The 25,669-nt window shown below is 71.9% G+C and carries 27 protein-coding genes and 2 pseudogenes; 11 read left to right on the plus strand and 18 right to left on the minus strand.

Annotated features, from left to right (window positions below; genetic code table 11):
- Window positions 1-15 precede the first annotated feature (15 nt).
- The 7 genes and pseudogenes from JYK17_RS22925 to JYK17_RS22955 all read right to left on the minus strand — a co-directional run bounded on the left by JYK17_RS22925 (window position 16) and on the right by JYK17_RS22955 (window position 6,296).
- Window positions 16-1,014 (minus strand): alpha-ketoacid dehydrogenase subunit beta, encoded by a 999-nt coding sequence (locus JYK17_RS22925; protein ID WP_222811094.1) that lies wholly within the window; start codon window positions 1,012-1,014, stop codon window positions 16-18.
- Entirely contained in the window at window positions 1,002-1,994 is a 993-nt protein-coding gene (locus JYK17_RS22930; protein ID WP_222811095.1) for a thiamine pyrophosphate-dependent dehydrogenase E1 component subunit alpha, read from the minus strand. Before JYK17_RS22930 ends, JYK17_RS22925 begins: the two co-directional genes overlap by 13 nt.
- Window positions 1,994-3,328: a M24 family metallopeptidase gene (locus JYK17_RS22935; protein ID WP_222811096.1), complete on the minus strand. Its 1,335-nt coding sequence runs from the start codon at window positions 3,326-3,328 to the stop codon at window positions 1,994-1,996. The genes JYK17_RS22930 and JYK17_RS22935 overlap by 1 nt, the downstream gene beginning before the upstream one ends.
- A 45-nt stretch (window positions 3,329-3,373) precedes the next feature.
- A complete protein-coding gene (locus JYK17_RS22940) occupies window positions 3,374-4,027 on the minus strand; it encodes a helix-turn-helix domain-containing protein (RefSeq protein ID WP_222811097.1) in 654 nt (217 codons plus the stop codon).
- 143 nt (window positions 4,028-4,170) lie between these two features.
- Window positions 4,171-5,031 (minus strand): Cof-type HAD-IIB family hydrolase, encoded by an 861-nt coding sequence (locus tag JYK17_RS22945; protein ID WP_222811098.1) that lies wholly within the window; start codon window positions 5,029-5,031, stop codon window positions 4,171-4,173.
- Between the two features lie 270 nt (window positions 5,032-5,301).
- Window positions 5,302-5,682, minus strand: a pseudogene (locus JYK17_RS41375) (cytochrome); the annotation flags it as partial.
- 119 nt (window positions 5,683-5,801) lie between these two features.
- Entirely contained in the window at window positions 5,802-6,296 is a 495-nt protein-coding gene (locus tag JYK17_RS22955; RefSeq protein WP_108012145.1) for a potassium channel family protein, read from the minus strand.
- Window positions 6,297-6,493: 197 nt separating this feature from the next.
- Here JYK17_RS22955 and JYK17_RS22960 point away from each other — a divergent pair, with 197 nt between their 5' ends.
- From JYK17_RS22960 to JYK17_RS22980, 5 genes are all read left to right on the plus strand, one after another.
- Window positions 6,494-7,408 (plus strand): hypothetical protein, encoded by a 915-nt coding sequence (locus JYK17_RS22960; protein WP_222811100.1) that lies wholly within the window; start codon window positions 6,494-6,496, stop codon window positions 7,406-7,408.
- 1,019 nt (window positions 7,409-8,427) lie between these two features.
- On the plus strand, window positions 8,428-9,207 hold the full coding sequence (locus JYK17_RS22965) for an SAM-dependent methyltransferase (protein WP_222811101.1): 780 nt from the start codon (window positions 8,428-8,430) through the stop codon (window positions 9,205-9,207).
- Between the two features lie 97 nt (window positions 9,208-9,304).
- Window positions 9,305-10,708: a glutamine synthetase family protein gene (locus JYK17_RS22970; RefSeq protein ID WP_222811102.1), complete on the plus strand. Its 1,404-nt coding sequence runs from the start codon at window positions 9,305-9,307 to the stop codon at window positions 10,706-10,708.
- Window position 10,709: 1 nt separating this feature from the next.
- Window positions 10,710-11,837 (plus strand): amidohydrolase family protein, encoded by a 1,128-nt coding sequence (locus JYK17_RS22975; RefSeq protein ID WP_222811103.1) that lies wholly within the window; start codon window positions 10,710-10,712, stop codon window positions 11,835-11,837.
- 15 nt (window positions 11,838-11,852) lie between these two features.
- On the plus strand, window positions 11,853-12,389 hold the full coding sequence (locus JYK17_RS22980; protein ID WP_108012140.1) for an NUDIX hydrolase family protein: 537 nt from the start codon (window positions 11,853-11,855) through the stop codon (window positions 12,387-12,389).
- Here JYK17_RS22980 and JYK17_RS22985 read toward each other — a convergent pair.
- On the minus strand, window positions 12,352-13,182 hold the full coding sequence (locus JYK17_RS22985; protein WP_222811104.1) for a DUF427 domain-containing protein: 831 nt from the start codon (window positions 13,180-13,182) through the stop codon (window positions 12,352-12,354). The two genes, JYK17_RS22980 and JYK17_RS22985, sit on opposite strands and share 38 nt — an antisense overlap.
- 17 nt (window positions 13,183-13,199) lie before the next feature.
- On the opposite strand from JYK17_RS22985, the gene JYK17_RS22990 reads away from it, so the two are divergent.
- Both JYK17_RS22990 and JYK17_RS22995 read left to right on the plus strand, forming a co-directional pair.
- A complete protein-coding gene (locus JYK17_RS22990; protein ID WP_222811105.1) occupies window positions 13,200-14,138 on the plus strand; it encodes a sigma-70 family RNA polymerase sigma factor in 939 nt (312 codons plus the stop codon).
- 55 nt (window positions 14,139-14,193) lie between these two features.
- Window positions 14,194-14,757, plus strand: coding sequence for a dihydrofolate reductase family protein (locus tag JYK17_RS22995; RefSeq protein WP_108012137.1), 564 nt, complete (start codon window positions 14,194-14,196; stop codon window positions 14,755-14,757).
- A gap of 4 nt (window positions 14,758-14,761) precedes the next feature.
- Here JYK17_RS22995 and JYK17_RS23000 read toward each other — a convergent pair whose 3' ends face one another.
- The 4 genes from JYK17_RS23000 to JYK17_RS23015 all read right to left on the minus strand — a co-directional run bounded on the left by JYK17_RS23000 (window position 14,762) and on the right by JYK17_RS23015 (window position 17,985).
- Window positions 14,762-15,745, minus strand: coding sequence for an aldo/keto reductase (locus JYK17_RS23000; protein WP_222811106.1), 984 nt, complete (start codon window positions 15,743-15,745; stop codon window positions 14,762-14,764).
- Window positions 15,746-15,815: 70 nt separating this feature from the next.
- Window positions 15,816-16,493 (minus strand): NUDIX domain-containing protein, encoded by a 678-nt coding sequence (locus JYK17_RS23005; RefSeq protein ID WP_108012135.1) that lies wholly within the window; start codon window positions 16,491-16,493, stop codon window positions 15,816-15,818.
- Window positions 16,494-16,917: 424 nt separating this feature from the next.
- A complete protein-coding gene (locus JYK17_RS23010) occupies window positions 16,918-17,265 on the minus strand; it encodes a peptidase inhibitor family I36 protein (RefSeq protein ID WP_108012134.1) in 348 nt (115 codons plus the stop codon).
- Between the two features lie 225 nt (window positions 17,266-17,490).
- Complete coding sequence (locus JYK17_RS23015) at window positions 17,491-17,985, minus strand: PaaI family thioesterase (RefSeq protein ID WP_108012133.1); 495 nt, start codon at window positions 17,983-17,985, stop codon at window positions 17,491-17,493.
- Between the two features lie 93 nt (window positions 17,986-18,078).
- Here JYK17_RS23015 and JYK17_RS23020 point away from each other — a divergent pair, with 93 nt between their 5' ends.
- Window positions 18,079-18,546, plus strand: a complete 468-nt coding sequence (locus JYK17_RS23020) for a winged helix-turn-helix transcriptional regulator (protein ID WP_108012132.1) — start codon at window positions 18,079-18,081, stop codon at window positions 18,544-18,546.
- A 70-nt stretch (window positions 18,547-18,616) separates the two neighbouring features.
- Here JYK17_RS23020 and JYK17_RS23025 read toward each other — a convergent pair whose 3' ends face one another.
- Together JYK17_RS23025 and JYK17_RS23030 are read right to left on the minus strand one after the other, a co-directional pair.
- Window positions 18,617-19,762, minus strand: coding sequence for an acyltransferase family protein (locus JYK17_RS23025; RefSeq protein WP_128801316.1), 1,146 nt, complete (start codon window positions 19,760-19,762; stop codon window positions 18,617-18,619).
- Window positions 19,763-19,896: 134 nt separating this feature from the next.
- The gene (locus JYK17_RS23030) at window positions 19,897-20,826 is read right to left on the minus strand and encodes an SGNH/GDSL hydrolase family protein (RefSeq protein WP_206660134.1); all 930 of its coding nucleotides are present in this window, start codon (window positions 20,824-20,826) and stop codon (window positions 19,897-19,899) included.
- 258 nt (window positions 20,827-21,084) lie between these two features.
- Here JYK17_RS23030 and JYK17_RS23035 point away from each other — a divergent pair, with 258 nt between their 5' ends.
- Together JYK17_RS23035 and JYK17_RS23040 are read left to right on the plus strand one after the other, a co-directional pair.
- Window positions 21,085-21,336, plus strand: coding sequence for an NfeD C-terminal domain-containing protein (locus JYK17_RS23035; RefSeq protein ID WP_108012129.1), 252 nt, complete (start codon window positions 21,085-21,087; stop codon window positions 21,334-21,336).
- A 13-nt stretch (window positions 21,337-21,349) separates the two neighbouring features.
- The gene (locus tag JYK17_RS23040) at window positions 21,350-22,546 is read left to right on the plus strand and encodes an SPFH domain-containing protein (protein ID WP_108012128.1); all 1,197 of its coding nucleotides are present in this window, start codon (window positions 21,350-21,352) and stop codon (window positions 22,544-22,546) included.
- 301 nt (window positions 22,547-22,847) lie between these two features.
- Here the strand turns inward: JYK17_RS23040 and JYK17_RS23045 are convergent, their stop codons facing one another.
- From JYK17_RS23045 to JYK17_RS23050, 3 genes and pseudogenes are all read right to left on the minus strand, one after another.
- Complete coding sequence (locus tag JYK17_RS23045; RefSeq protein WP_222811107.1) at window positions 22,848-23,324, minus strand: anthrone oxygenase family protein; 477 nt, start codon at window positions 23,322-23,324, stop codon at window positions 22,848-22,850.
- Between the two features lie 22 nt (window positions 23,325-23,346).
- A pseudogene (locus JYK17_RS40645) lies at window positions 23,347-23,472 on the minus strand (M24 family metallopeptidase); the annotation flags it as partial.
- Window positions 23,473-23,682: 210 nt separating this feature from the next.
- The gene (locus tag JYK17_RS23050; protein ID WP_128801318.1) at window positions 23,683-24,258 is read right to left on the minus strand and encodes a TerD family protein; all 576 of its coding nucleotides are present in this window, start codon (window positions 24,256-24,258) and stop codon (window positions 23,683-23,685) included.
- 129 nt (window positions 24,259-24,387) lie between these two features.
- Between JYK17_RS23050 and JYK17_RS23055 the strand changes: the two genes are divergently transcribed.
- Complete coding sequence (locus JYK17_RS23055; protein ID WP_222811108.1) at window positions 24,388-24,771, plus strand: BlaI/MecI/CopY family transcriptional regulator; 384 nt, start codon at window positions 24,388-24,390, stop codon at window positions 24,769-24,771.
- Window positions 24,772-24,787: 16 nt separating this feature from the next.
- Here JYK17_RS23055 and JYK17_RS23060 read toward each other — a convergent pair whose 3' ends face one another.
- Window positions 24,788-25,663, minus strand: coding sequence for a LysR family transcriptional regulator (locus tag JYK17_RS23060; protein ID WP_222811109.1), 876 nt, complete (start codon window positions 25,661-25,663; stop codon window positions 24,788-24,790).
- Window positions 25,664-25,669: the final 6 nt, after the last annotated feature.

Raw genomic sequence — 25,669 nt, forward strand, 5'->3', positions numbered from 1 at the left:
CCTCCTCAGGGGTGTTCAGTACGCGGCGAGGCTCCGGACGCCCGCCACGAGCTTGTCCACGGTGGGAATGACCCGCTCCTCGAGCGCGTCGGCGAACGGCAGCGGCACGCACTCCCCCGCGACCCGCCGCACGGGCGCGTCCAGCAGGGAGAACCCCTCGTCGGCGACGACCGACACGAGGGTGGCGCCCCAGCCGCCCTGGTACGGGTTCTCCTCGACGGTCACGAGCCGCGAGGTCTTCGCCAGGGAGGCGAGGACGGTGGCGGTGTCCAGGGGGACCAGGCAGCGCAGGTCCACGACCTCCGCGTCGATGCCCTCCTCGGCGAGCCGCGCTGCTGCCTGCAGCGCCAGCGGCACCATGGCGGCGAGGGCCACCAGCGTGACGTCGGCGCCCTCGCGGACGACGGCGGCGCGGCCCAGTTCGACCACATGGCCGGGCGGCGGCGGGGCGCCCTTGCTCGCCAGCAGCCCCTTGTGCTCGAAGAAGACGACGGGGTCGTCGCTGCGGATCGCCGCCGCCATCATGCCGATGACGTCGGCGGGGGTGGCGGGTGCGGCGATCTTCAGGCCGGGGACGGTGAACGCCCAGTTCTCGGTGGACTGCGAGTGCTGGGCGCCGAAGCCGAGCCCGCCGCCGTTGGCGGTGCGCACGACGAGCGGGACGGTGACCTGACCGCCCGTCATATAGCGGACCTTGGGTATCTCGTTGGCGAGGTAGTCCCAGCAACAGGCCAGGAAGTCGGAGAACATGATCTCGGCGACCGGGCGCATCCCGGTCATGGCAGCGCCCATCGCCGCGCCCACGATGGCCTGTTCGGAGATCGGCGTGTCCCACACCCGCTCGGGCCCGAACTCCTTGAACAGGCCGACGGTCGTCTTGAACACCCCGCCGGCCTCGCCGATGTCCTCGCCCAGGCACACCACGGCCGGATCGCGCCGCATCTCGCGCGCGATGCCCTCGGCGACCGCGTCCCGGTAGGTGATCACGTCCCGTGCCGTGCTCAGGTCCGCCATGCCGCACCTCCGTCCGCCCATACGTCGGTCAGCGCCTCGGCCGGGTCCGGCGGCGGCGCGTTCTTCGCCGCGTCGATCGCCTTCTGTACGACGTCACGGGCGCGCTCGTCGGCCGCCGTGAGCGTCTCCTCGGGCACGCCCAGTTCGGCGAGCCGGCCGCGCGCCAGGTCCAACGGGTCGTGCTTGAGCCAGCGTTCGACCTCCTCGGCCGGGCGGTAGGTGGCCGGGTCGGCGCGGCTGTGCCCGAAGTGGCGGTAGGTCTCGGCCTCCAGCAGGGCGGGCCCCTCCCCTGCCCGGGCCCGCCGCGCGAGCGCGGCCACCGCGTCCCGTACGGCGACGACGTCGTTGCCGTCGACGACCTCGCCCGGGATGCCGTACGAGGGGGCGCGGTCGGCCGCGGGCCGGGCGACGGCGGTGACGTCGGCGATCGGCGTGTACTCCATGTACAGGTTGTTCTCGCAGACGAACAGCACCGGCAGCTTCCACACGGCGGCCAGGTTGAGCGCCTCGTGGAAGGCGCCGATGTTGGTGGCGCCGTCGCCGAAGAAGGCGACGGCGATCTGTCCGGTGCCGCGCAGCCGGGCCGACCAGGCGGCGCCGACCGCCATCGGGAGGTGGGCGCCGACGATGGCGTAGGAACCGAGCATGTTGCCGGTGGCCTTGGTGAGGTGCATGGAGCCGCCCTTGGCCCTGCACAACCCCGTTGCGCGGCTCATGAGTTCGGCGAGGCACTCCTCGGGGGTGGCGCCGCGGGCCATCGCGTGGTGGTGGCCGCGGTAGGTGGCGAAGACGTAGTCGTCGTCGCGCAGCGCGGCGCTCGCGCCGACGGCGATCGCCTCGTGACCGGCCGCGAGATGGGTGGTGCCCTTGACCAGGCCGGACATGAACAGGTCGTGGGCGGCCTTCTCCGTACGGCGGATGACGGCCATCTGCTCGTACAGGACGAGGAGTTCGTCGCGGGATGCGTCACGGTCGGTCATCAGGCACCCCCATTGGTCGGGGTGTTGAGGTGGGACTGGGACTCGCGGCGGGTGTTGAGCTCGCCGCCCGCGGTCCAGTACTTGCGGCCCGCGACGAGCAGTTCCTCGGCCGGGAACTTGGTGATGACCTCGCAGCCGTCGGCGGTGACGACCAGCTCCTCCTCGATCCGGGCGGCCGACCAGCCGTCGGCGGCCGGCCAGTAGGTCTCCAGGGCGAACACCATGCCCTCTTCGAGGACTTCGGGGTGGTCGAGGGAGACCAGCCGGCTGAAGATGGGCTTCTCCCAGATCGACAGGCCGACCCCGTGGCCGTACTGCAGGGCGAAGGCCGCCATCTCGTCGGCGAAGCCGAACTCCTCGGCACGCGGCCACACTTGGACGATGTCGGCTGTGGTGGCGCCGGGCCGGACGAGGGCGATGGCCTGGTCCATGTACTCGCGGCAGCGGACGTAGGCGTCGCGCTGGGCGCGGGAGGCGCTGCCGACGGCGAACGTGCGGTAGTAGCAGGTGCGGTAGCCGAGGTGGCTGTGCAGGATGTCGAAGAAGGCCGGGTCGCCGGGGCGGATCAGGCGATCGCTGTATACGTGCGGGTGGGGTGAACAGCGTTCGCCGGAGATGGCGTTGACGCCTTCGACGTACTCGCTGCCGAGGTCGTAGAGCACCTTGCTGACGAGGCCGACGCACTCGTTCTCGCGCACCCCCGGGCGCAGATACCCGTACAGCTCCTCGTAGGCGGCGTCCACCATCGCGCAGGCCTGGGTCAGCAGGGAGATCTCGTCGCGGGTCTTGGTGCGGCGGGCCTCCAGGAAGACCTGCTGGCCGTCGACGACGTCGATGCCCTCGGCGCGCAGTGCGGCGAGGACTGGCATCTCGGCTACGTCGACGCCGAGGGGTTCGTTCGCGAGGCCGTGTTCGCGCAGTTCGACGGCGATCTTGCGGGCGACGTCCTCGGCGATCCCGGCGTCCGGGTGGAAGGCGCCGCGCAGGGTGGAGATCCCGGCGCGGGCGCCGGTGGGCGGGCCGTCCTTGCCGTCGCTGTAGTCCAGCCACGGGTTGTAGAGCTGGTGGTGGCGGGCGGCGGAGCCGAAGTCCCAGATCACCGGTTCGCCGCCGCGCACCAGCAGGGCGAAGCGGATCAGCTTGTCCATCGCCCAGGTGCCGATGTGCGTGGCGGTCATGTAGCGGATGTTGGCGAAGTCGAAGCTCAGCACGGCGCCGAGCGACGAGCGGTTCAGCGAGTCGTTCAGCCGGGACAGGCGCTCTTGGCGCAGCCGGTCCAGGTCGATGCGCTCTTCCCAGTCGACGGCATTGGGGCCGAAGGTACGGATCGCCATGACGACCACCCCCACTTCGGAGTGAACGACCGTACGGCACGAGTGTCAAGTGTCACTGAACACGAACCAGACCCCGACGGCCGGTTCCTCTCCATCGTTGCGGTAGCGGTGCGGGGTCGTCGACTCGAAGCACACCGCGTCGCCGGGGCGCAGCGTGTACTCCTCGAAGCCGAGGGTGAGGACCAGCTCCCCCGAGGTCAGACAGCCGTACTCGGTGCCCGCGTGCCGCATCAGTCCGCCCGAGCCGGAGGAGGCGCCGCCGGGCCGGTAGGTGACCTGGAGGAAGTCGACGTCCGTGCCGGGCACGTGTCCCAGCCGCTCCCACACCACCCCGGAGTCCAGCTCCAGCACCTCCCGCTCGCCGGGCGTGACCACCGGGCCGATACGGCGGCCCGGGTCGGCAGAGAAGGCGGCCAGGGCATGCAGGACGGGTCCGGGTGCGGCGGCCGACGAGGCGGCGACGACCGGGGAGGCGGCCGCGCTCTCCGTGGCGTCGAAGAGCGACTCCAGGGAGATGCCGAGGGCGGTCGTGATGGCGTAGAGGGTGCTCACCGACGGCTGGCTCTTGCCGGTCTCGATCTGGGACACCAGACTCGCTGAGACACCGACGTCCCGGGCGAGGGCACGCAGGCTCACGCCTTTCGCGGTGCGCGCCTGACGGATGCGCGCACCGAGCGGCGGCACGGCGGCGGAAGACACGGCGACTCCTCTCCGGTACGGAATGTCCAGTCTCCGGTACGGGCTTGCCAGCCCTGTTCGCGGGATGTTCAGCCCCATTGAACAGCCGGGGCCGTCCGGGGCGCCAGAGCCGCAGGTGAGGCGAGGCGGCGGCCCGCTGTGCGTCAGGTCGGCAGGCCCAGCACCCGCGTGATCGTGCGCAGCACGCCGTTGTCGTTGTTGGACGGGGCGAGGTGGCGGGCGCGGGCGATGACGTCGGGGTGGGCGTTGGCCATGGCGAACGACCACTCGGCGGCGTCCAGCATCTCCAGGTCGTTGAGGTAGTCGCCGAAGACCATGGTCTGGGCGGGCGTGATGCCCAGCTCCCTCTGCAGCCGGCGCAGGTCGGCGCCCTTGTCGGCGGTGCGGTTCATGACGTCGACCCAGTGCTCGCCGGAGACGACGACCTGGTGGGTGGCGGTGAAGGGCGCCAGGGCGGGGGCGGTGGTGCGCGCGGCGGAGCCGAAGTCGAAGAGGGCGACCTTGATGACGTCGTCGTCGGGTGCGGTGGCGTCCTCGACGACGCGGTGTTCGACGTAGTACTTGCGCACCTCGGCGAGGAACGCCTCGTCGGACCGCTCGACGTAGGCGGAGCGCTTGCCGCAGACGACGGCGCCCACGTCCACCCCGTCAGCCACCAGTGCGCGTACGGCCCGCACGATGCAGGCGGCGTCCTCGGGCTCCAGCGGGTCCGAGCTGAGCTCCACGCCGTCGCGCACCACATAGGTGCCGTTCTCGGCGATGAACACCATGCCCTCGGCCACGTCGGCGAACTCCCGTGCCAGCGTGGCGTATTGACGCCCGCTCGCCGGGCTGAACAGCACCCCGCGCCGGCGCAGTTCGGCGAGCATGTCCCGCAGCCCCGGCGGCATCCGCTTGGCGTCGTCCAGGAGCGTGCCGTCCATGTCGGTGACGATCAGCCGGATGTCGGCGGAGCCGGCGGGCGGGCCGGGGGTGGTCATCAGGGGCGCGGGGGCGGTGGACATGACCTGCTTCCGGTGGGGGTCGACGACGGCCCCGCCAGCCTACGTGGTCAGGTGTTCTGCCTGATCAACCCGGTCAGGTAGCGCCACAGCGAAAACCGCCGCCCGGCCGGCCGGTCCGGTGCGGCGGGTGCGTCCGGTACGTCCGGCACGCGCGCCGGTGCGAGTTGCGGCACCGGCCCCACGATCTCGTAGCGCACCGGCAGTGCGCGCAGCCCCCGCATGAACGGCGAGGAGCGCCACGGCAGTTGGTCGACGGGGAGGGCGAGCTCGAGATGCCCGAACCGTTCGAAGAGGCGGCGTACGCCTGCCGACGCGATGGTTGACCTCGAGGGAGGGGCCGAGCGGCCAGTCGGCGGGCACGCGGCCCTCGGAGCGGGCCCGCCAGTTCTCCAGCCCCTTGGGCCAGGCGGCGTCGTCCTGGAGGATGCGGAGCGACTGGCGGTAGCCGAGCACGAGCCAGGCGGGTACGCCGAGGAGGTCGACCGGCGCGACGGGGCCGTGCCGTTCGCGCAGCCGCTCGTAGACGAGTTCGGGCCGGGTCTCGTAGTCGCGGGTCAGCAGGGGCTGCGGGTCCAGGTGCTCCAGCGGTGTGCCGTCCGGCGTCGCGTGCCCTTCGTCGCCTCCGCCGCCGTCGACCAGGTGGAACTCCATGCCTCAGCCGCCCCTTCGACACCGCGTGTGACGGTCGGCACGCTGCGGGTGTGCGCGGACCCGGGAGGGACCGTACCTCAGGCGTCACACGTGTCACATGGCGGGGTACTGGTCAGTAGCTAGCGGTGCGGAGGGGGTCGCTCGCGGCCGCCGTTGCCGCCGTCGGCGCCCACGAGCCGCTCGAGCCGGTCGAAGCGCTCGTGCAGCGCACGGACCGTTTCCTCGCCCAACTCCTCGGCGTGGTGGGCGAGATGGTGGCGGCGGCGCTGTTCCCGGCCGACGAACCAGGTGGCCAGGGCCGCGGTGACCATGCCGTACGTGGTGATCCCGACGACCATCACGACGGTCCCGACGACGCGGCCGCCGAGGGTCACGGGGAAGAAGTCGCCGTAGCCGACGGTCGTGGCCGTCTCGATCGACCACCACAGCGCCTGGGGGTACGTCCGCAGGTTGGCGCGCGGGGCGTCGTGTTCGGCGGCGACGACGGCCCACGCGCCGAGCAGCATCACCACCCCGAGTACGGCCGTGGCCGCACCCGCCGCCTTCAGATGCAGCGAGCGGCCCTGCCGGCCGAGCAGCAACTCGACCGCCCTGGTGAGGAATCCGGGCAGCACGCTCACTCCTCGGCACGCGTCGGCATGGGGCCAGTGTCACCGCGGGCGGGTGTGCGGGCATGCCGGGCGGGGCGTTCGAGTTGCCCTGCGGCCCGCGAGGGCGGTCCCCCGAACGGACCGGTGCGCTGGTGGGCCGGGGCCGCCGGTGGTGCGCTGAACGGAGCCCCTGTCCGTCGGTTTCTCTGGAGGCCTCCGCCATGTCCCGACGCCCGTCCCTGCCCCGGTACCTCAAGGACTCCGGGGGTGCCTCCACCGCTCGGGTGCTCGCCGCCGGGCTGGCCACGGCCGCGCTGCTGACCACAGCGGCCTGTTCCGACGACGGCGGCGACTCGGGTTCCCGGGCCTCGGACGTCGCCGCCTCGCCCCTGGCCGCACAGACGCCCACGTCCTCGCCCGCGTCCACGCCCGCCACCTCGCCCAGCTCGTCGCCCACCTCCTCGCCCGCCACCTCCGCCCCTGCCCGCCTCACCGAGGCCGGGGCCCGGTCCGCGCTGATCACCGAGGGGGACATCGAGGACAGCTGGAACGAGGTCAAGGACGCCTCCAAGTGGAGTGACACCCTCCTTGTCGGCAAGGTCGACGTCGCCGACTTCCTGACCGCCAAGGCGAACGCCGCCGACTGCCAGAAGCTCCTCGACGCGCTCTACTCCGACCATCTGCTGGGCAAGCCGTCCGGCGCCTCCGCGCTCAGAGGGTTCCAGCAGGGCGACTCCCGGCTCCTCTACCAGGTGGCCTCCTACGACTCCGGCCAACTGAACTCCTCCCTGGCCTGGCTCAAGACGCTGCCGGTCAAGTGCGACCAGTTCACCGCGACCGACTCCAAGGGCGGCAAACGAACCGTCCAGGTCACCGAGGGCTCGGTGCCCGCCGTGGGCGACGCCCGGCAGGATCTGCGGGTGGTCGTGCAGGGCACCGCCAACGGTGAGGCCACCACACTCACCCTGGACGTCGCCGTCGTACGCGTCGGCGAAAACGCGATCACCGTCACCGCGGGCGGCCTCAACGGCGCCGAACAGCAGTCCACCGCCCAGGCGGTGACAAAGGGAACGCAGCGCCTGAAGGACGTCCTGTCCGGGAAGACGCCTGCGGCGGGCCCGGCGCAATCCCACTGACCGACGATTACGCACCAGGGCCCGGCCGGCCCTGCTGACCCGCGACGCACACCGGACCGGCCGGCCCGCCGACCCGCGGCTACGCACCCTCTGGACCGGCCGATCCCGCTGATCACCGACCGCGCCCTCCGGACCGGCCGCTTCCGCCGACCCACGACTACGCACCCCAGACCGGCTGGCCCCGCCGACCCGCGACTACGTACCCTCCGGACCGACCGGCCCCGCTGACCACCGACTGCACCCTTTGGTCCGACGGGTCCTGCCGACCAGCGACCTCGGTCCCCCCGGACCGATCGATCCTGCCGACCACCGACCTCGCTCCCCCGGACCGGTCGGTGGTACTGATCACGGCCCCGTCTCCCGGACCGGCCGGTCCTACCGACCACCGGCACCGCCTCCCGAACCCGCCGGTCCCGCTAACCACCGACCCGCTCCAGCGGACCGACCAGCGTCGCCGAGCACCAACCCCACCCCCCAGACCGGCCGGTGCCACTGACCACGACACCACCTCCCGGACCGGCCGATTGTGCTGAGCACCGGCCCCCCTCCCGAACCCGCCGGTCCCGCCAACCACCGACCCGCTCCGGCAGACCGACTGGCCCCTCCGACCACCAACCTCGCCCTCCCGGACCGGCCGATCCCGCCGACCAAGACACCGACTCTCAGACCGGCCGGTCGTGCCGACCACCAACCCCGCCCCCCAGACCGGCCGGTGCCACTGACCACGACACCGCCTCCCGAACCGACGACGCCCGCCCACCGCCGACCCGCTCCAGCGGACCGACCGGCCCCGCCAACCACCAACCCCGCCCTCACGAACCGGTCGGTCCCGCTAACCACCACCCCCGCCCTCCCGAACCGGCCGGTCCCACTGACCACGACCCCGCCAACCACCACCCCCGCTCCCCCGAACCAACCGCCCCCCCGCCCCCGCCCCGTTCCCAAGATCCCCGGACAAAGTGATCACCGGGCGGCACAATGGCGGCGACGGCCGCAGGTGTGGGAGAGGGAGTTGGGTCGTGAACACCGGTGTGGCGCAGAACGCTCGCGTGTGGAATTACTGGATCGGCGGGAGGGACAACTACTTCGTCGACCAGCAGGTCGGTGAGCAGGTCGCCGACATGTTCCCCGTCATCCGGGACATCGCCCGCGCCGACCGCTGGTTCCTGGGACGGGCGGTCCGCTTTCTCGCCGAGGAGCGCGGGGTGCGGCAGTTCCTGGACATCGGCACGGGCCTGCCCACGGCGGACAACACGCATCAGATCGCCCAGCGGATCGCGCCCGAGGCACGGATCGTCTACGTCGACAACGACCCCGTCGTGCTCGCCCACGCCCGCACCCTGCTCATCGGCACCCCCGAAGGCGCCACCGACTACATCGACGCGGACGTCCACGACCCGGCCACGATCCTCGAACGGGCCGCCCGGACACTCGACTTCGGCCAGCCGGTCGCGGTGATGATGCTGGGCATCCTCAACTTCGTGCTGGACAACGACGAGGCCCGGGAGATCGTCCGAAGGGTCATGTCTGCGGTCTGCTCCGGCAGTTACCTGGTCCTCACCCACCCGACCTTCGACCCGGGCCTCGGCGGCGCGGGCCAGATCCCGGCCATGAGGTTCTGGAACGCCCACGCCCGTCCCCCGATCACCGCCCGCAGCGCCCAGGACATCGCCGCGTTCTTCGAGGGGCTCGAACTCCTCGACCCGGGTCTTGTGCCGTGCTCCCGCTGGCGCGCGGAAGCGGAACCCGAAACGCCCGCTGTGGTGCCGCAGTTCGGTGCCGTGGCCGTGAAACCCTGACGGACGTGACGGCCCGTCGAGGACGCGGACCGAGGACGTTGACCGAGGACATGGCCGTGGAGGACGTACCCGTGGAAGACGTACCCGTGGAGGATGCATGACCACTCTTGCCGATCCCGTCCCCGGCGGGCGCCCCGGTGAGGTCGAGCGGGCCAAGGCCCTCGGCGGCGAGTTGGCCGACCGGGGTGTGCACGGCGTCGTGCTGTCCTACGTCGACACCGCGGGCGTGGGCCGGGTCAAGACGATCCCGACCGCCAAGCTGGCCTCGGCCGCGGCCTGGGGAGTCGGCATGTCCCCGGTGTTCGACACGTTCCTGGCGAACGACTCGATCGTCTCCACCGATGTACTGGGCTCCCCGGACGGCGACCTGCGCCTCTACCCCGATCTCGATCAACTCACCGTCCTGGCCGGGCAGTCCGGCTGGGCGTGGGCGCCGGTCGACCGGATCACGCAGGAGGGCGAACCGCACCCCGGGTGCAGCCGCACGGTCCTGCGTCACCTCGTCGCCGAGGCCGCCGAGCGGCACGGTCTGACCTTCAGGGCCGGTATCGAGGTGGAGTGGTCGGTCGGCCAAGGGCCCACGGAGGGCGGGGAGTTCGTGCCCGCGCTCACCGGGCCCGCGTACAGCGCCACCCGCCAGATCGAGCTGAGCGACTGCACCGCCGACCTGCTGGCCGCGTTCGCCGCGCAGGGCGTGGAGGTCGAGCAGATCCATCCCGAGTACGCGGCCGGGCAGTTCGAGATCTCGGTGGGCGCGCTGGACCCGGTGGCGGCGGCCGACCGCAGTGTGCTGGTGCGGCAGACGATCCGCGCGGTGTCCCGGCGCCACGGCTTCGTGGTCTCGTTCGCCCCGGCGGTCTTCGCGCAGGGCGTCGGCAACGGCGGCCACATCCATCTCTCCGCCTGGCGCGACGGCGTCAACCTGCACTCCGGCGGCGCGGGCCGGCACGGCATGACGCCCGACGCCGAGTCGTTCGCGGCCGGTGTGCTCGCCCATCTGCCCGCCCTCACGGCGCTCACCGCGCCCAGCCCGGCGAGCCATCTGCGGCTCAAACCCTCCCAGTGGGCAGGGGTGTTCACCTGCTGGGGCCGCGAGACCCGCGAGGCAGCGCTGCGCGTGGTCACGGGGACCGCGGGGCTGCGCGGGCAGGCGGCCAACCTGGAGGTGAAGCCGGTCGACCTGGCCGCCAACCCCTATCTCGCGCTCGCCGGTCTGATCACGGCCGGCCTCGACGGTCTGACCTCGTCCGCCTCGCTGCCCGAGGAGATCACCGGCGATCCGGCCCGCCTCGAACCGGCGGCCGCCGCGGCCCGGGGCGTACGGCGGCTGCCGGCCTCGCTCGCCGAGTCGGTCGCGGAGTTCCGCAAGGACGAACGGCTGCGGGCCGCGCTCGGACCGGTCCTCGCCGACGCCGTGATCGCCGTACGGGAAGGGGAGATCGCGGCGGTCGACGGGCTGGACGACGAGCGGGTCGCGGCGGCCTACCGCTGGAAGTACTGACGTGGGCGCGGTCCGCGAGGCGCTCGACGCGCTGCCGTTGGTGGATCACCACTGCCACGGCGTCGTGGGTGCCGAGCTGACCCAGGAGGGCTTCGAGGAGCTGATCACCGAGGGCGGCAGCTGGCCGGGGATCTCGTCCTTCGACAGCCCCGTCGGCGTGGCCGTGCGCCGCCACTGCGCCCCGCTGCTGGACCTGCCGCGGCACGCGCCGCCCGATCAATACCTCGCCCGGCGGGCCGAGTTGGGCCCCAGCGAGGTGAACCGCCGCTTCCTGGCCGCTTCCGGGACCGGCGTGTTCTGCGTGGACACCGGGTACGCGCCGGACCGCCTCACCACTCCGGCGGAGCTGGCCGACGCGGCGGGCGGGACGGCGTACGAGGTCGTACGGCTGGAGAGCGTCGCCGAGGCGGTGGCCGCCGGGGGTGTCGAGCCGGACGCGTACGGAGACGCCTTCCGAGCGGCCGCGCAGCGGGCCGTGGCGCGTCCGGGCGTGGTCGGGGTGAAGTCCGTGGCCGCCTACCGCACCGGCTTCGACCTCGACCCGGCGCGCCCGTCCCCGGCCGAGGTGACCGGCGCGGCCCGCGGCTGGTCGGCGCGCGGCGGACGCCTCGACGATCCCGTCCTCGTACGGCATCTGCTGTGGACCGCGGTCGACCTCGGCCTTCCGCTCCAGCTGCACACCGGCTTCGGCGACAACGACATCCGGATGCACCGGGCCGACCCCACGCACCTGACCGACTGGCTGCATCTGACCGGCGGCGCGATCCCGGTGCTGCTGCTGCACTGCTGGCCGTACCAGCGCCAGGCCGCCTATCTGGCGGCGGTGTTCGAGCAGGTGTACCTCGACGTGGGTCTCACCCTCCATTACGTCGGCCCTGCGCGCGCCCGCGCGGTGTTGGAGGAGGCGCTGGAGATCACGCCGTTCCGCAAGCTGCTGTACAGCTCCGACGCCTATGGTGTGGCCGAGTTCTACCATCTCGGCGCGCTCGCCTTCCGCCGCGGTCTGGGCGATCTGCTTCAGGACCGGGTGGCCGCGGACGAGCTGGGCCTGCCCGACGCGTTGCGGATCGCCGAGTGGGCAGGAGCACACAACGCCCTTCGGGTCTACGGCCTCCCCGGCCCCTCCTGAAAGTATGATCAAGCAATGTCTGACATGACCGAAACCACTCCGGGCTGGCTGAGCGCCGACGATCTCGAATCGGCGCGCGCCCGGATGCCGATCCTGTACGTCGAGGCCGTGCCCGTGCGCGTCGACGACAGCGGCGAAGTGACCAGCGTCGGCGTGCTGCTGCGCATCGGCCCGGACGGGACGGTCAGCCGCACCCTGGTCTCCGGTCGGGTGCTGCACCACGAGCGGGTCCGGGACGCCCTGCTGCGGCATCTGGAGAAGGACCTCGGCCCGGTCGCGCTGCCGCGGGTGCCGGCCTCACTGCAGCCGTTCACGGTCGCGGAGTACTTCCCGACGCTGGGCATCACGCCGTTCCACGACCCGCGCCAGCACGCGGTCTCGCTGGCCTACGTCGTCCCGGTCACCGGCGACTGCCGGCCCCGGCAGGACGCCCTCGACCTGGTCTGGTTCAGCCCCCAGGAGGCCGTCTCGGAGGCGGTGCAGAGCGAGATGCCGGGCGGCCACGGCGTCCTGCTCAAGCAGGCCCTGGCCCATGTGGGCTGCTCCGTCTGAGCATCGCACTGAACGGCGTGACGGGGCGCTGAAGGCGCTCGCCGTCCACGGTGATGTCGACGGCCTCGTTGAAGAACGCGAGGAGTCCGCGGATCGGGCCCACGGCGGGCAGTGGTTCGGGGTAGCTCCAGACGATGTTGGGCGTTACGTCGGCCTCGACGCCGAGCGACCAGTACTGTGCCGTGCCCTTGTACGGGCAGCCGGTGTGGTGGTCGGTGGGTTCGAGGAGGTCGAGGCGGACGTCCTCGGGCGGGACGTAGTAGCGCGTCGGCAGACCTGTCTCGAAGAGCAGCACGGGCCGGATGGTGTCGGCGAGGACGTGGCCCTCGACCTCGACCAGCACGTGACGGCTGCTGGGCAGGGCGTCGACGCGCTTGTGCGGGTCGCGGGGGTGGATGAAGATCTCTTCCTCCTCCTCGTACCAGTGGTCCAGGCCCCTGCCGCTGCGCTCGAACCACTCGAAGGCGATGTACTCGGCCAGGTCCGCGGCCGGGAAGGTCCAGGCGGCGTTCTCCAGCAGCTCGCCGTCGACTTCGAGGTCGTAGAAGATCGTCGATCCGGTGTGCGCGCCCGGCCGCGGGTTCTTCGCGGGGCGCAGCAGGTCCTCGCGGACGTCCCCGCGCGGGAAGGCGTACTGCGGCACGGGCAGTGAGGGCTCCCAGACGAGGACCGGGTGGCGGCTGTCGACGACGGTGACGTCGCCCTTGCGGCCGCGCACCCAGCGTTCGCCGGGCTCCCAGAGCAGGCCTTCCGGGGTGCTGCGGACGGACTGTTCGCCGGGCAGAGGGCTCATGGGTCCATGATGACCCCATGGAGTTCGAGCCGTACCGGGGTGAGTTGGTCGCGTACTGCTATCGCATGGTGGGCTCGTTCCACGAGGCCGAGGACCTGGTGCAGGACACGATGCTGCGGGCGTGGAAGGCCCGCGAGCGCTACGACCCCTCGCGCGCGTCGGTGCGCACGTGGCTGTACCGGATCGCGACGAACGTGTGCCTGACCGCGCTGGAGGGCCGGGCCCGGCGGGCGCTGCCGTCGGGTCTCGGCGCCCCGAGCGAGAACCCGGGGGCGCCGCTCACGCCCACCTTCGACATCCCGTGGCTGCAGCCGTTCCCCGATGCCCGCTACGACGTCGAGGCGCGCGCCGATCTGCGGCTCACGCTGGTGGCGGCACTGCAGCTGCTGCCCGCGCGGCAGCGGGCGGTGCTGGTGCTGCGGGAGGTGCTGGAGTTCAGCGCGGCGGAGGTCGCCGAGCAGCTCGGCACGTCGGTCGCCGCGGTCAACAGCTCACTGCAGCGGGCGCGGGCCGCGATCGCCGGCGTCCGCGATCCCGGGGAGGTGCCGGAGCCGGACGACGCCGAGGCGCGGGAGGTCGTGCGGCGGTATGCGCGGGCCTTCGAGGCGGCCGACGTACCGGCGCTGGTGCGGCTGCTGACCGAGGCGGCCGTGCTGGAGATGCCGCCGGTGCCGCTGTGGTTCCGGGGCCGCCGGGACTACGGCCTGTTCATGGACCGTGCGTTCGCGCTGCGCGGCACGGGCTGGGTGACGCGGCCGCTGACCGCTTCCGGGCAGCCCGCGCTCGCCGCGTACGCGCCGGATCCTGACGGCGGGCACCGGCTGCACACGCTGCAGGTCTTCACGGTCAGCGGCGGGCGGATCGCGAGCAACGTGGTGTTCGCCGATCCGCGGGTCTTCGAGGCGTTCGAGCTGCCCGGAAAGATTTCCGCGAAGAATTCCGGCGACGGGCGATGAGTCCGGGCGGTGGCGCCGGTACGTACCGGTGAGCATCCGTCGAGAGGACATCACCATGAGCGTCATCGTCATCGCACTCACCACGGTGGACGGCATTGTGTCCGACCCGGACGGCCGCGCGGGCACACCCGGCGGGGGCTGGGCGTTCCGGCACGGCCCCGAGGCGGTCGACTGGGACAAGTTCCGGCTCGGGGCCAGCCTGGACGACGGGGTCATGCTGCTGGGCCGTACCACCTGGGAGCTGTTCTCCCGGCTGTGGCCGGGACGCGAGGGCCCGTTCGCCGAGCGCATGAACGCCGCGGCCAAACTCGTCGCCACCCGCACCCTCACCGACGTCTCTGCCTGGCGGAACTCCAGCGTCCTGGACGGCGACCTGGTGGACGAGGTCAAGAAGGAACAGCGCGACGTGGTGGTCACGGGCAGCCCGAGCGTCGCCCGCGCCCTGATCGCCGAGGACGTGGTCGACGAATACCGTCTGCTCACCTTCCCCACGGTCCTCGGCACGGGCGTCCCCCTCTTCCCCGCGGGCGGCCCGCCGATGCACCTGGAGTGCGTGTCGGCGGACCAGGAGGGGCCGGCCGTCCTCACGTGCTACCGCAGGGCGGGGGACGGCGCCTGACGGGTCAGTGGGCGGCGTCCAGGCGGGAGCGCTGGTCCGGGGTCAGCTCCAGGTCGGCCGCCGCGAGGCTCTCCTCCAGCTGGGCCACCGAGGAGGCGCCCACCAGCGGGACGATCGGGAGGCTGCCGCCCAACTGCCAGGCCAGGACGACCTGGTTGACGGTGGCGCCGGTCTCGCGGGCCACGTCGTGCAGGGCCGCGAGGCGGGGCGGGGTGCCCGGGTGGTCGAAGTCGGAGGGCAGCCGGTCCGGGCGGACGTAGGCGCCCTTCAGGAGTGGTGAGTAGGCGACCATGGTCAGACCGGGCTCGGCCCTCAGATAGGTGAGCAGGTCGGGTCCGGCGTGGCCGAGGCTGCCGTCCGGGAACATGTCGTCGGGCACGTCGGTGCGCGGGCGCAGGTGGCTGTGCGCGTACTGGAGGACCTCGTAGCCCGGCAGCTCGGACGCGGCGGCGATCGCGCGGGCCCGCTCCACCCGCCAGGCGGCCTGGTTGCTCACGCCGAGCAGGCCGACCGTGCCCTCGGCGACGAGTGCGGCGAAGGCCTCCACGGTCTCGCGCTGGGGGACGGTGGGGTCGTCGATGTGTGCGTAGAGCAGGTCCAGCCTGTCCACGCCGAGCCGCTCCCGGCTGCGTTCGGAGGACTCGCGGATCACCTTCGCCGAGAGGCCTTCGGGGTTGTCGACGTAGCTGGTGCCGGCGGCGAGCGGGCGGGCGCCGAGCTTCGTCGCGATGACGATCTCGTCGCCGATGCCGCGGCTGCGCCGCCACCGGCCGAGCAGTTCCTCGCTCTGGCCGCCCTGGCCGCCGTCCTCCCAGAAGGCGTAGTTGTCGGAGGTGTCGATGAAGGTGCCGCCGGCCTCGACATAGCGGTCGAGGACGGCGAACGACGTCTTCTCGTCCGTGCGTGAGCCCATGAGCATCGCCCCGAGGGCGATGACGCTGACCTCACGGCGGCGGGCCGGGTCGCTTCCGATGGTGCGGTACTTCATGGTGTCCCTCCCGTTGACGCCCGGGTGTTCGGGCACAGACGGGAGTCTTCAGCCTGGAGCGCACTTGAAGTCAAGGGGTCCCGGCCCGATCGGCGAACGGGCCCTCCAGGGCCGCCCATTGCAGCAGCATGATGGTCTTGGCGTCGTTGATCTCCCCGGTGCGGATCATCTCCAGGGCGCGGCGGAAGGGCAGTTCGACGATCTCGATGTCCTCGCCCTCCTCGTCGAGGCCCCCGCCCTCGTGGGTGCGGGTCGAGGCCCCGTAGGCGGCGGCGTAGAAGCTGACGCGTTCGGTGACCGAGCCCGGGCTCATGTACACGTCGAAGACGTGCTGGACGTCGCCGATGGTGTGCCCGGTCTCCTCCACCACCTCGCGCCGCACGGCGAGTTCGGGGTGCTCGTCATCGTCGTCGAGGAGCCCGCCGGGGGTCTCGATCAGCATGCCGTCGGGGTGGCCGTTGACATACACCGGGAAGCGGAACTGCCGGGTGAGCAGGACGGTTTCGCGGTCCTTGTCGTACAGCAGCATGGTGGCGCCGTTGCCGCGGTCGTGCGTCTCGCGCTGCTGGGTGCTCCAGGTGCCGTCACGGTGCCGGAAGTCGAAGGTGGTGGCGCGCTCCACGTACCAGTGACTGGAGAGCAGCTTCACCTCCCGCACCTTCACGCGCGGGTTCCCGGTCAGCTCGAGTCCGGTGCGGTCAAGGCCGGTGCGGCCACGGCGGTCCGGCGTGTCGACACCCTCGGTCATCGGACACCCCCGGTCCGGCGCGGGGTGGTGCAGCAGTTGGTCATGGTCCGCTTGTACCACGGGCGTGAGTCAGCTCAGGGTCGGCACTCGGGAGTGCCGGGGCGGCAGGTCCACGTACAGGCCTGGAGCAAGCAGCTCGCCGCCGTCGCGGTCGTACATCCGCGCCGAGTGCGGGCCCGCCGGCAGGCGTGTGGCGTCGGTGCCGAATCAGCTGTGGGCGAGCAGGCGCCGGTGGCTGCCGTTGTCCGGCCGGCCGACGGGTTCAGCGGCCGCCGTTCAGCGTCGCCCACGGTGACTGCGGCCGTGAGCAACTGCCTGTGGAGCGCACGCAGTTCCTCGCCGACCGGCTTGTGCACCCGTGCGCGAGAGGAACACGGCAGGCGTGCCCTGCGGCCAGTCGTTCACGAGCAGGCCGGTATGGGCCTCAGCGAGTGCAGACGAAGCGCTCGTCCGTGAACGACGTGGCATCGGAGCTGCTGCCGCCGTTGCGGATGCTCCATACGAGGTCGTCGCCGCTCGGGTCGAAGAAGTCGACGTAGACGGACTGGTTGTTGCGGTAGGACCCGACGTTGGTGATCCCGAAGTCGAGGAGGTTGCGGCAGTAGCCGTGCCGCTGCGTCATGTAGGCCATGTCGGTGAAGTTGCGGCCCTTGTACAGGCACAGCCATCCCGCACCGCAGGGTTCGGCGGCGGACGCCGTCGGGGCGAACACGATGCCGCCGGCCGTCATGGTGAGCAGCGCGAGGATGAGTCGCAGTCGCAGCTTCCGCACGGGCAACTCCCGGGCTCGGCCTCGCGCGTTCGCGAGGAGGGCTGTTCCAAGGCTGGTCGCAGGAACGGGGACTGCCTACCCGGTGGGAGGCCGGCGTAGTCGCCGGACCGGCCACGAGCCGGCCGACGGGCGGGCGGCCACGACGGCTCCGCCGCAGCCACCAGGCCCTGATGGCGGGCATGGACGAACGCCGGCAACAGGACTGAACTGCAAGGGAATCGGGCGTCAGGCCCCCGGCACCGGGAACAGCATGCAGCTGCTGGTGGCGTGGGCCAGGATGCGGTCGGACGGGTCGAGGAGGCGGGCCTCGGCGAGGGCGGTGCGGCGGCCGCTGCTGAGGACGGTGCCGATGGCGCGGACCTTGCCCATGTCGGCGGTGACCGGGCGCAGGAACTTCACGTTCAGGTCGAGCGAGGTGTACGCCATGCCCTCCGGCAGCGTCGACTGCACGGCACAGCCGGCCGCCGAGTCGAGCATCGTCGCGTAGACGCCGCCGTGGACGCTGCCGATGGGGTTGTAGTGCTCCTCGCCCGGCACCAGGGAGAACACCGCGTGCCCGTGGTCCACCTCTTCGAGGTCCATGCCCAGGGTGGCGGCGATGGGCGGCGCGGGCAGCCGGCCGGCCAGGAGTTCGCGCAGGAAGTGCAGGCCGGAGCCGTGCCCGACGGCGGCCGCGGAGATCGCGGGGTCGTCCCAGTCGTACGTACGAGTGCGTTCCATGCGGCTGCGCTTCCTCTCTGACTTTGTTTCTCGAAGCTAGCTTCCCCCGCAGCTGACTGTCAATGACGAAGCCAGGTGCCCTACGATGGCCCCATGAAGTGGCTCGAGATGAGCACCGAGAACTGTACGGTCCAGCGCACCCTCGACCTGGTCGGCGAGAAGTGGACGCTGCTGCTCCTGCGCGACGCCTTCAACGGGGTGCGGCGCTTCGACGACTTCCGCCGTCATGTGGGGCTCTCCGAGGCGGTCCTGGCCGACCGGCTGCGCAAGCTGGCCGCGGCCGGGATCCTGGTCACCGTCCCCTACCAGGAGCGCGGCAGCCGGACCCGGCACGAGTACCGCCTCACCCCCAAGGGCCGCGACCTGTGGCCCGTCCTGGTGGCGCTGCGGCAGTGGGGCGAGACCTACGTCGGGGACCCCGAGGGCCCCGTCCTGGACATCCGGCACCGCGACTGCGGCGCCCCGGTCCGGGTCGTCGTCGAGTGCCCGGACGAGCACACGGCCCTCTCCCCGACCGAGGTCACGGTCCTGCCGGGCCCGGCGGCACGCCCGGCGGGCTGAGCGCCCGCCGCGCCGGGCCGGCGGTCATCGGCTCTACGTCACCTGCTTCACGTCATCCGCTCCACGTCGTCTACGTCGTCTGCCGTGCGGGGCTGTTCGCGGCGGGGCGGCGCCTGCGCAGCAGCAGGCGTCTCGCGGGACCTTCCACCGTCTCGTACAGGATCCAGGACAGGCCGAGGGAGACAGCGAAGGCGACCGCGGTGACGGCCAGTGCCTCCGGCGTGCCGTAGCGGGGCTTGACGCCGATCACGTTGGTGCCGGCGCTCAGCACCAGCAGATGGATCATGTAGAAGGCGAACGAGAGCTCCCCGAGCCTGACCAGCCGCCGCCCGCGCCACAGCGAGGGCAGGCCGCGCAGGTCCGCGACGGCGGCGGCCGGGATGAGCAGGGCGAAGCCGACGACGGTGCAGGTGGTGGCCCGGTAGTCGGTGGTGACCTGCGGGACGAGGAAGTAGCCGATGATCGCCAGCGCGAGGGAGGCCTCCAGGCCGGGCCCCCGCCAGCGGTCGAGCACCACCAGGCGGGCGATCGCGATGCCGAGCACGAACTCGGGCAGGCGTGCGGCGGGAAAGGAGTCCAGCGGCTGGCTCAGCCAGTCGTGCGCGTTGACCCAGGCGACGGCGAGGACCGCGAGGACCGACAGTCCGGCCAGCACCGTCGCGCCCCGGGCACCGAGACGGCGCAGCAGGAGCGCCAGCAGCGGGAAGGCGGCGTAGAAGAAGGCCTCGCAGGCCAGGGACCAGCTGACCGGGTCCAGGGTCTGCCACCAGGGGCGCCACCAGGAGTGCACCAGCAGCACGTTGGCCAGCCCCTGGCCCAGCGTCGGCTTCGTCTGGTGCCGCAGTGTGTACGCCATGACCAGCGCGATCGCGGCGGTCACCAGATGCACCGGCACGATACGGGCGACACGGCGCCGCCAGAAGGTGCGGGCCCGGTCGCCGGGCCGCGCGGACCAGGTCAGCACGAACCCCGAGAGCACGAAGAAGAACGACACACCCGTGGCGCCCGCCCCGAACGCCCAGCTCACGATGCGGCCGCCGGTGCCGTCGAAATAGCCGAAGTTGTTCACGTGCAGTCCGAAGACGAGCAGGGCCGCGATCCACCGCAGCCCGGTGAGCGAGGGCAGCGACGGCGCCGGGGCGGGGGTGGATCTCTTGGCGGAGGGTGTGGTCGAGATGGCGGACGGCGACCCGGTCGCCCTGGTCGCCGTCGTCATCGGACCACCTGCCGGGTGCTGTGTGTACGGGGCATGAAACGGGGCATGGAGGGGTACGTTGCCCGTTCAGCCCCTTTCATTCCGTCCCGGCACCGACGTCACACCAATGCCAGGGAACTGCGCGTATGACACGCTCAGCGGTGGCCGTGTCCCTTGTCCAGGCGTTCGAGCAGCGCACGCGCCATCGCTTCCTCGCCCTTGGCGTTCGGGTGCGCGGGGGCCGCGGGCGAGGTGGGCTGGAGCGGTTCGATCCAGCGGACGGCGGGCGCCTTGCACATGTCATGGCCGCGGGTGGGCCGGTAGGTGTCGACGTACTCCGCCCGGTTCCACCGGGCCACCAGGCGCAGCATCAGGTTCAGCCGCTTGCCGGTGTCGCGCAGATAGGGGAAGTCCCCGGTCGCGAACGGCACCGTCGGGTAGCAGCCGCTGCCGTCGTCGGGCAGCAGGTCCGGGTAGCCGACGACGAGCACCCGGGCGTGCGGCGCCCTGGCGTGCACGGCCCGCAGGACGGCATCGACCTTCGGCGCCGTGCGCAGGATGTTGAGCGCGAGCTGGTCGGTCCCGGACGAGGTGTAGTAGCGCCGGCACGGGGCCCCGCTCAGGTCCTCGGGGGCGAGTTTGGCGCAGGTGGCGATGATGGAGCCGAAGCCGATGTCGTTGCCGCCGATCTGGACCGTCACCAGATCGGTGTCCCGGTGCACGGCGTTGAGCTGGGGGCCGTTGGTGCCCTGCGCCTTCCACATGTTCTCGGTCGTCGCCCCGCCGCAGCTCACGTCCTTGAACGCGGACACCTTCAGCGCGTTCGCCGCGAGCGAGGGGTAATTGTGGTCGCTGCGCGCGCAGTTGGCGTCCACCTGGGTGGGGATCACGGGACCCGAGGTGTACGAGTCCCCCAGCGCCGCGTAGCTGGTGCCGCGGCCGTGTCCCGCGCCGTGCGCCGCGGCCGGCGACGTCGACATGGCCACCAGGGCGCAGCTGCCGAGCGCCACCCCCACCGCGATCCTCTGCCTGCGTCTCGCCGCCGCTCCCGAACGCCTGTCGTCCGCACGTCTGCCGTCCGTCATGCGACCCTCCCCCGGATCCGCCCCTCACGACGTGGACGTCGCGTGGAACCGGCACCCGGGGTGCGGGCGTCACACGCGACGGAGTCTGTATACCGCTCGGTATGTGTCCGGGGATAGATGTGGGAGGCGGCCGGTCCGCCCCACCCGCAGCCGGCCCGGCACGGCCCGCGCGGTCCGCTGATGCCATCCCCATTGGGTCGCCGACCCGGGTGGGTCTATCGTCTGAATCATGGGCCTATACAGGAGAGAGCCGGCGTGATGCCGCAGGACGAAGCCGTGGTCGGCTGCACGGGCAAGGTGCTCATCGGAACACGCGGATCCGCGGGCCCGGGTGAAGTACTCGTGCGGGTCAGAGGCGGTTCCGAAACCTTCCTCGCCTGGTCCGAAGAACCACTGCCCACCGGGGCGACGGTGCTCGTGATCGAGTCGCGTGGACGTCGAGAGGTCGTCGTCATCGAGTGGGTGGATCCATTGGACGCGCTCGGCGGCGACCCCGCCGGCGCAGACTGAGGAGTACAACGACATGTTCGGATACCGCGTTCCCGCTCCCGACGAGGCGATGTTGATCTCGGGGGGCCGGCGGGGACTGGGGGGCGCGCCGTTCCGAGTGGTGACGGGGCACGGCAAGTTCGTGGTCCCGTTCTTCCGTAAGACCCGCTTCCTGACCCTGTCGATGAACGAGGCCGAGGTCACGGAGACCTGTGTGACCCGTCAGGGCATCGCGCTGAGCGTGCGCGCGGTCATCGCCTTCAAGGTCGGCAACGACAGTGAGAGCATCATCAACGCGGGGCAGCGCTTCCTCTCGGACCAGGAGCAGATGTCGGTGCTGACCGGGCGCATCTTCGCCGGTCATCTGCGTTCCATCATCGGCTCGATGACGGTCGAGGAGATCGTCACCGAGCGGCAGAAGCTGGCCGCCGAGGTGCTGGACACCTCGAAGACCGAGATGGCGAAGATCGGCCTGATCGTGGACTCGTTGCAGATCCAGTCCATCGACGACGGCGACGCCGGGTACATCGACGCGATGTCGCAGCCGCACCGGGCGGCCATCCAGCGGCAGGCCCAGATCGCGCAGGCGCAGGCCACCCAGACGGCGGCCGAGGCGCAGCAGGAGGCGAACCGCAAGCAGGCCGAGTACGCCCGGCAGACGGCCGTCGTTCAGGCGGAGTACTCGGCCCAGGTGGACCGCGCCCAGGCGCAGGCCGCCCAGGCCGGACCGCTCGCGCAGGCCCACGCCCAGCAGGAGGTGCTCGCCGCGCAGACCGAACTGGCCCAGCGGCAGGCGCAGTTGCGTCAGCAGCAGCTGGTGGCCGAGGTCGTGAAGCCGGCCGAGGCGGAGGCCGAGCGGGTCAGGATCCTCGCCGCCGCCGAGGCGCAGCGCATGAAGATCCAGGCGGAGGCGGCCGCCTCCTACGACCGGGTCGCGCTCGACCGCATGCTGATCGACCAGCTGCCGCAGATCGTCAAGGAGGCCGCCGGCGGTCTGGCCGGCGCCAACGTCAACGTCCTCAACGGCGCGGACGGCCTCGGCGAGATCGCGGCCGGTCTGGTCTCGCAGGGCCTGACGATCCTCGACTCGGTCCGGGCGAACCTGCACGGCCAGAACTCCGAGGACAACCGCGGCTCCGAGGACGGCAACGGCGGCCCCGGCAGCGCGCTGCTGCAGCTGCGCTCGGGCAAGGACCGCAAGTCGGACGACGGTCCGGTGGACGTGGACTAGCAACCGGCCCCGGACGCCTGCGGGTGTCCGGGGCTTCGACGCGTCGCTCGGCGCACAACACACCAGGCCCGCCCACGCCGTACGCGTGAACGGGCCTCGTATTCCGAGCGCTGGGCAGGCCTTGCACCTGCATTTCCCCGCAGGAAGCGGGGCGTCTTTCCTTGGACCACCAACGCAGTACCAGCCAACCGCGGTTGCGGCGACCAGCTCGTGATCGATCCTAGCGTATGTACGACGTACTGATGAACGACCACGCCGGCGAATGACCGTGCCGGCGAAGGCCCGCGCTCAGGGTCGGCCCTCATCGCCGGCGGTCCAGCGCCGCGGTGCTCAGACAGCCGAAGGCGAGCACCAGGGCGACGGTCCGTACGGCGTGGGCGATCTGCCAGCGGTCGCGGACGCGCGCCCAGTCGCCGGGCGGAGCGTGCGCGCTCCAGTGCGTCTGCTCCACGTTGATGGGCCCGTTGACCGCGAGCGTGACCACGAGGGCCACTAGGATCAGCCCCAACGCCCAGGCGAGCAGCGGCAGTTCGGGCCCGCGCTCGCGGCGCGCCCGCAGGGCGAGGAGCACCACGGCGACGAACGTCGGCACAATGAGGACGCCGATGAACCAGGTGAAGGGGGCGTACTCGGCCTGCCGGACCCGGACGTACTCGGGCCCGTTCAGGTCCCGCAGCGCGAGTTCCAGGAAGAGCACGGTGAGCGCGACCCCGGCGAGCATGCCGGAGCCCAGCAGGGCGGTGTACCGGACGATCCTGACCGGAACGGGGTTCGTCATCGTGCCCTCCACCTCGTCGGCCGAGCGGGAGCAGCTCCTCGTAGAAGCCGCCGAAGTCCCGATCCCGGTCGACGAGATGGATCTCCAGGATCCAGTGGCAGCGGCGGCCCGCCTTGTCCGGGCGGCGCAGCGGGGTGCCGTTGGCCGGATGGGCCCGATCTTCCTTCCGCGCGCTCCCGCTCGCCCGGCGCGACCAGCCCGCGCTCGTCGATCTCCGCGAACAGCCGCGCGGCCCTGTCCTGGGCGTCCAGCAGCCGTGCCGCACGAACGACTTCGTCATCCGCCATGCGCCCGACCGTAGAACGGCCGGCACCCTCCGGCAAACGCGTACCGCCCACCCCCGGGGTGCGTGCTCCCCTCAGACGTTGACCCCGAAGTCGGAGGCGATACCGGCAAGCCCGGAGGCGTAACCCTGGCCCACCGCGCGGAACTTCCACTCGCTGCCGTTGCGGTACAGCTCGCCGAAGACCATCGCGGTCTCGGAGGAGGCGTCCTCCGACAGGTCGTAGCGGGCGAGTTCGGCGCCACCGGCCTGGTTGACCACGCGGATGAAGGCGTTGCGCACCTGGCCGAAGCTCTGGCCGCGCGTGTCCGCCTCGTGGATCGACACCGGGAAGACGATCTTGTCGACGCCCGCGGGCACGGCCGCCAGGTCGACCTTGATGCTCTCGTCGTCGCCCTCGCCCTCACCGGTGAGGTTGTCGCCGGTGTGCTCGACCGAACCGTCCGGGCTCTTCAGGTTGTTGTAGAAGACGAAGTGCTGGTCGGAGAGGACCTTGCCCGAGGCGTCCAGCAGCAGCGCCGAGGCGTCGAGGTCGAAGTCGGCTCCGGTGGTGGTCCTCACGTCCCACCCGAGGCCCACCAGGACGGCGGACAGCCCCGGTGCCTCCTTGCTCAGTGAGACATTGCCGCCCTTGGACAGGGAAACACCCATAACTCGCCCCTCCGTCACGTCGTTTCGGGTCCGCACCGCGAACCCGAGTTAGAATCTACAACAGTGTAGAAGAGGGCGCCCCCTCTGTGCGAAGGACGGGGCGAGGGTGCGACAGGAGGGAGACCCCGCGTGGTGGAGCCCGGTCCGCGTCGCCCGCGCAGGGCGCAGGGCGCTCTGGAGACACAGGTGCTCGCCGCGCTGAACGCGGCCGAGGGACCGGTGACCGCGGGCTGGATCCAGGACCGGCTGGCCGCCGACCTCGCCTACACGACGGTGATGACGGTGCTGGCCCGGCTCCTCGCCAAGGGCGCCGTCACCCGCCGCCGCGAGGGCCGCTCGTTCGTCTGGATGCCCGTCGCGGACAAGGCGGCGCTCGCGGCCTGGAAGATGCACCGGGTGCTGGACGGCGAGCAGGACCGCAGAGCGGTGCTGGCCAGCTTCGTCACACGGCTGCCGGAGGACGAGGAGCAACTGCTGCGCGAGCTGCTGGACCGGGAGGGCGACGAGGACTGACGCAGCTGAACACCTCTCACCGCGCCGCGTCGGCCCGTCGTAGATGCTGTTGCGCCAGGCGCAGGAAAGCCTCCGTGGCGGTGTGCGTCGGGACGGCGGGGCGGGCGAGGTGGACGGTGACAGGGGCGGCGTCGGTCAGCGGGAGGTAGCGGACACCCGGGTGGAGATGGTGGTGGCTGGTGCCCTCGGCGGTGACGCCGACGGCCTCGCCGGTGGCGATGACGGTGAGCCACTCGTCCACGCCGGGAACGCTCAGGGTGCGGGGGGTCAGGCCCTCGGGCCACAGGTCGGCGCCGGTGGTGGCGGCCGTGGTGCACAGGGCGACCACCTCGTCGGTCAGGTCGGCCAGGGCGACGGCGTCCCGCTCGGTGAGCCGGTGGCCCTCGGGCACCGCCGCCACGCGCCGCTCCTGGGCCAGTGCGGTGTACCTCAGTCCGGAGTCGTCGGCGGGCCGGGTGCGCAGGAAGGCCACGTCCGCCTCCCCACGCCGTAGCGCCGCTTCCGGGTCGTCCAGGCGGCGCACCTCCACCGGGATGCCGGGGTGCCGCTCCCGCCAGTCGCGCAGCAGGGGTACGGTGTGCCGGCCGAGCGCGGCCCAGGCGAAGGCGAGACGCAGCGGCCTGGGGCCGTTTCGGCCGGACGCCTCGGACAGGGCGTCGTCGAGCTGGCCGAGGATGCGCCGGGCGTGCTCCGACAGACGCTGTCCGGCGCCGGTCAGCGCGAGACGGCGGGTGGTGCGCTCCACCAGGCGGACCCCGAGGCGGCTCTCCAGCTGCTCCAGGGTGCGCGAGAGCGCGGGCTGGCTGAGGTGCAGGGCGATCGCGGCGTCGGTGATGGTGCGCTCCTCGTCGATCGCGACGAGGGCCCGCAGATGCCGCAGCTCCACATTCATGACCGG

The sequence above is a fragment of the Streptomyces plumbidurans genome (assembly GCF_019857225.1).
Classification (GTDB): domain Bacteria; phylum Actinomycetota; class Actinomycetes; order Streptomycetales; family Streptomycetaceae; genus Streptomyces; species Streptomyces plumbidurans.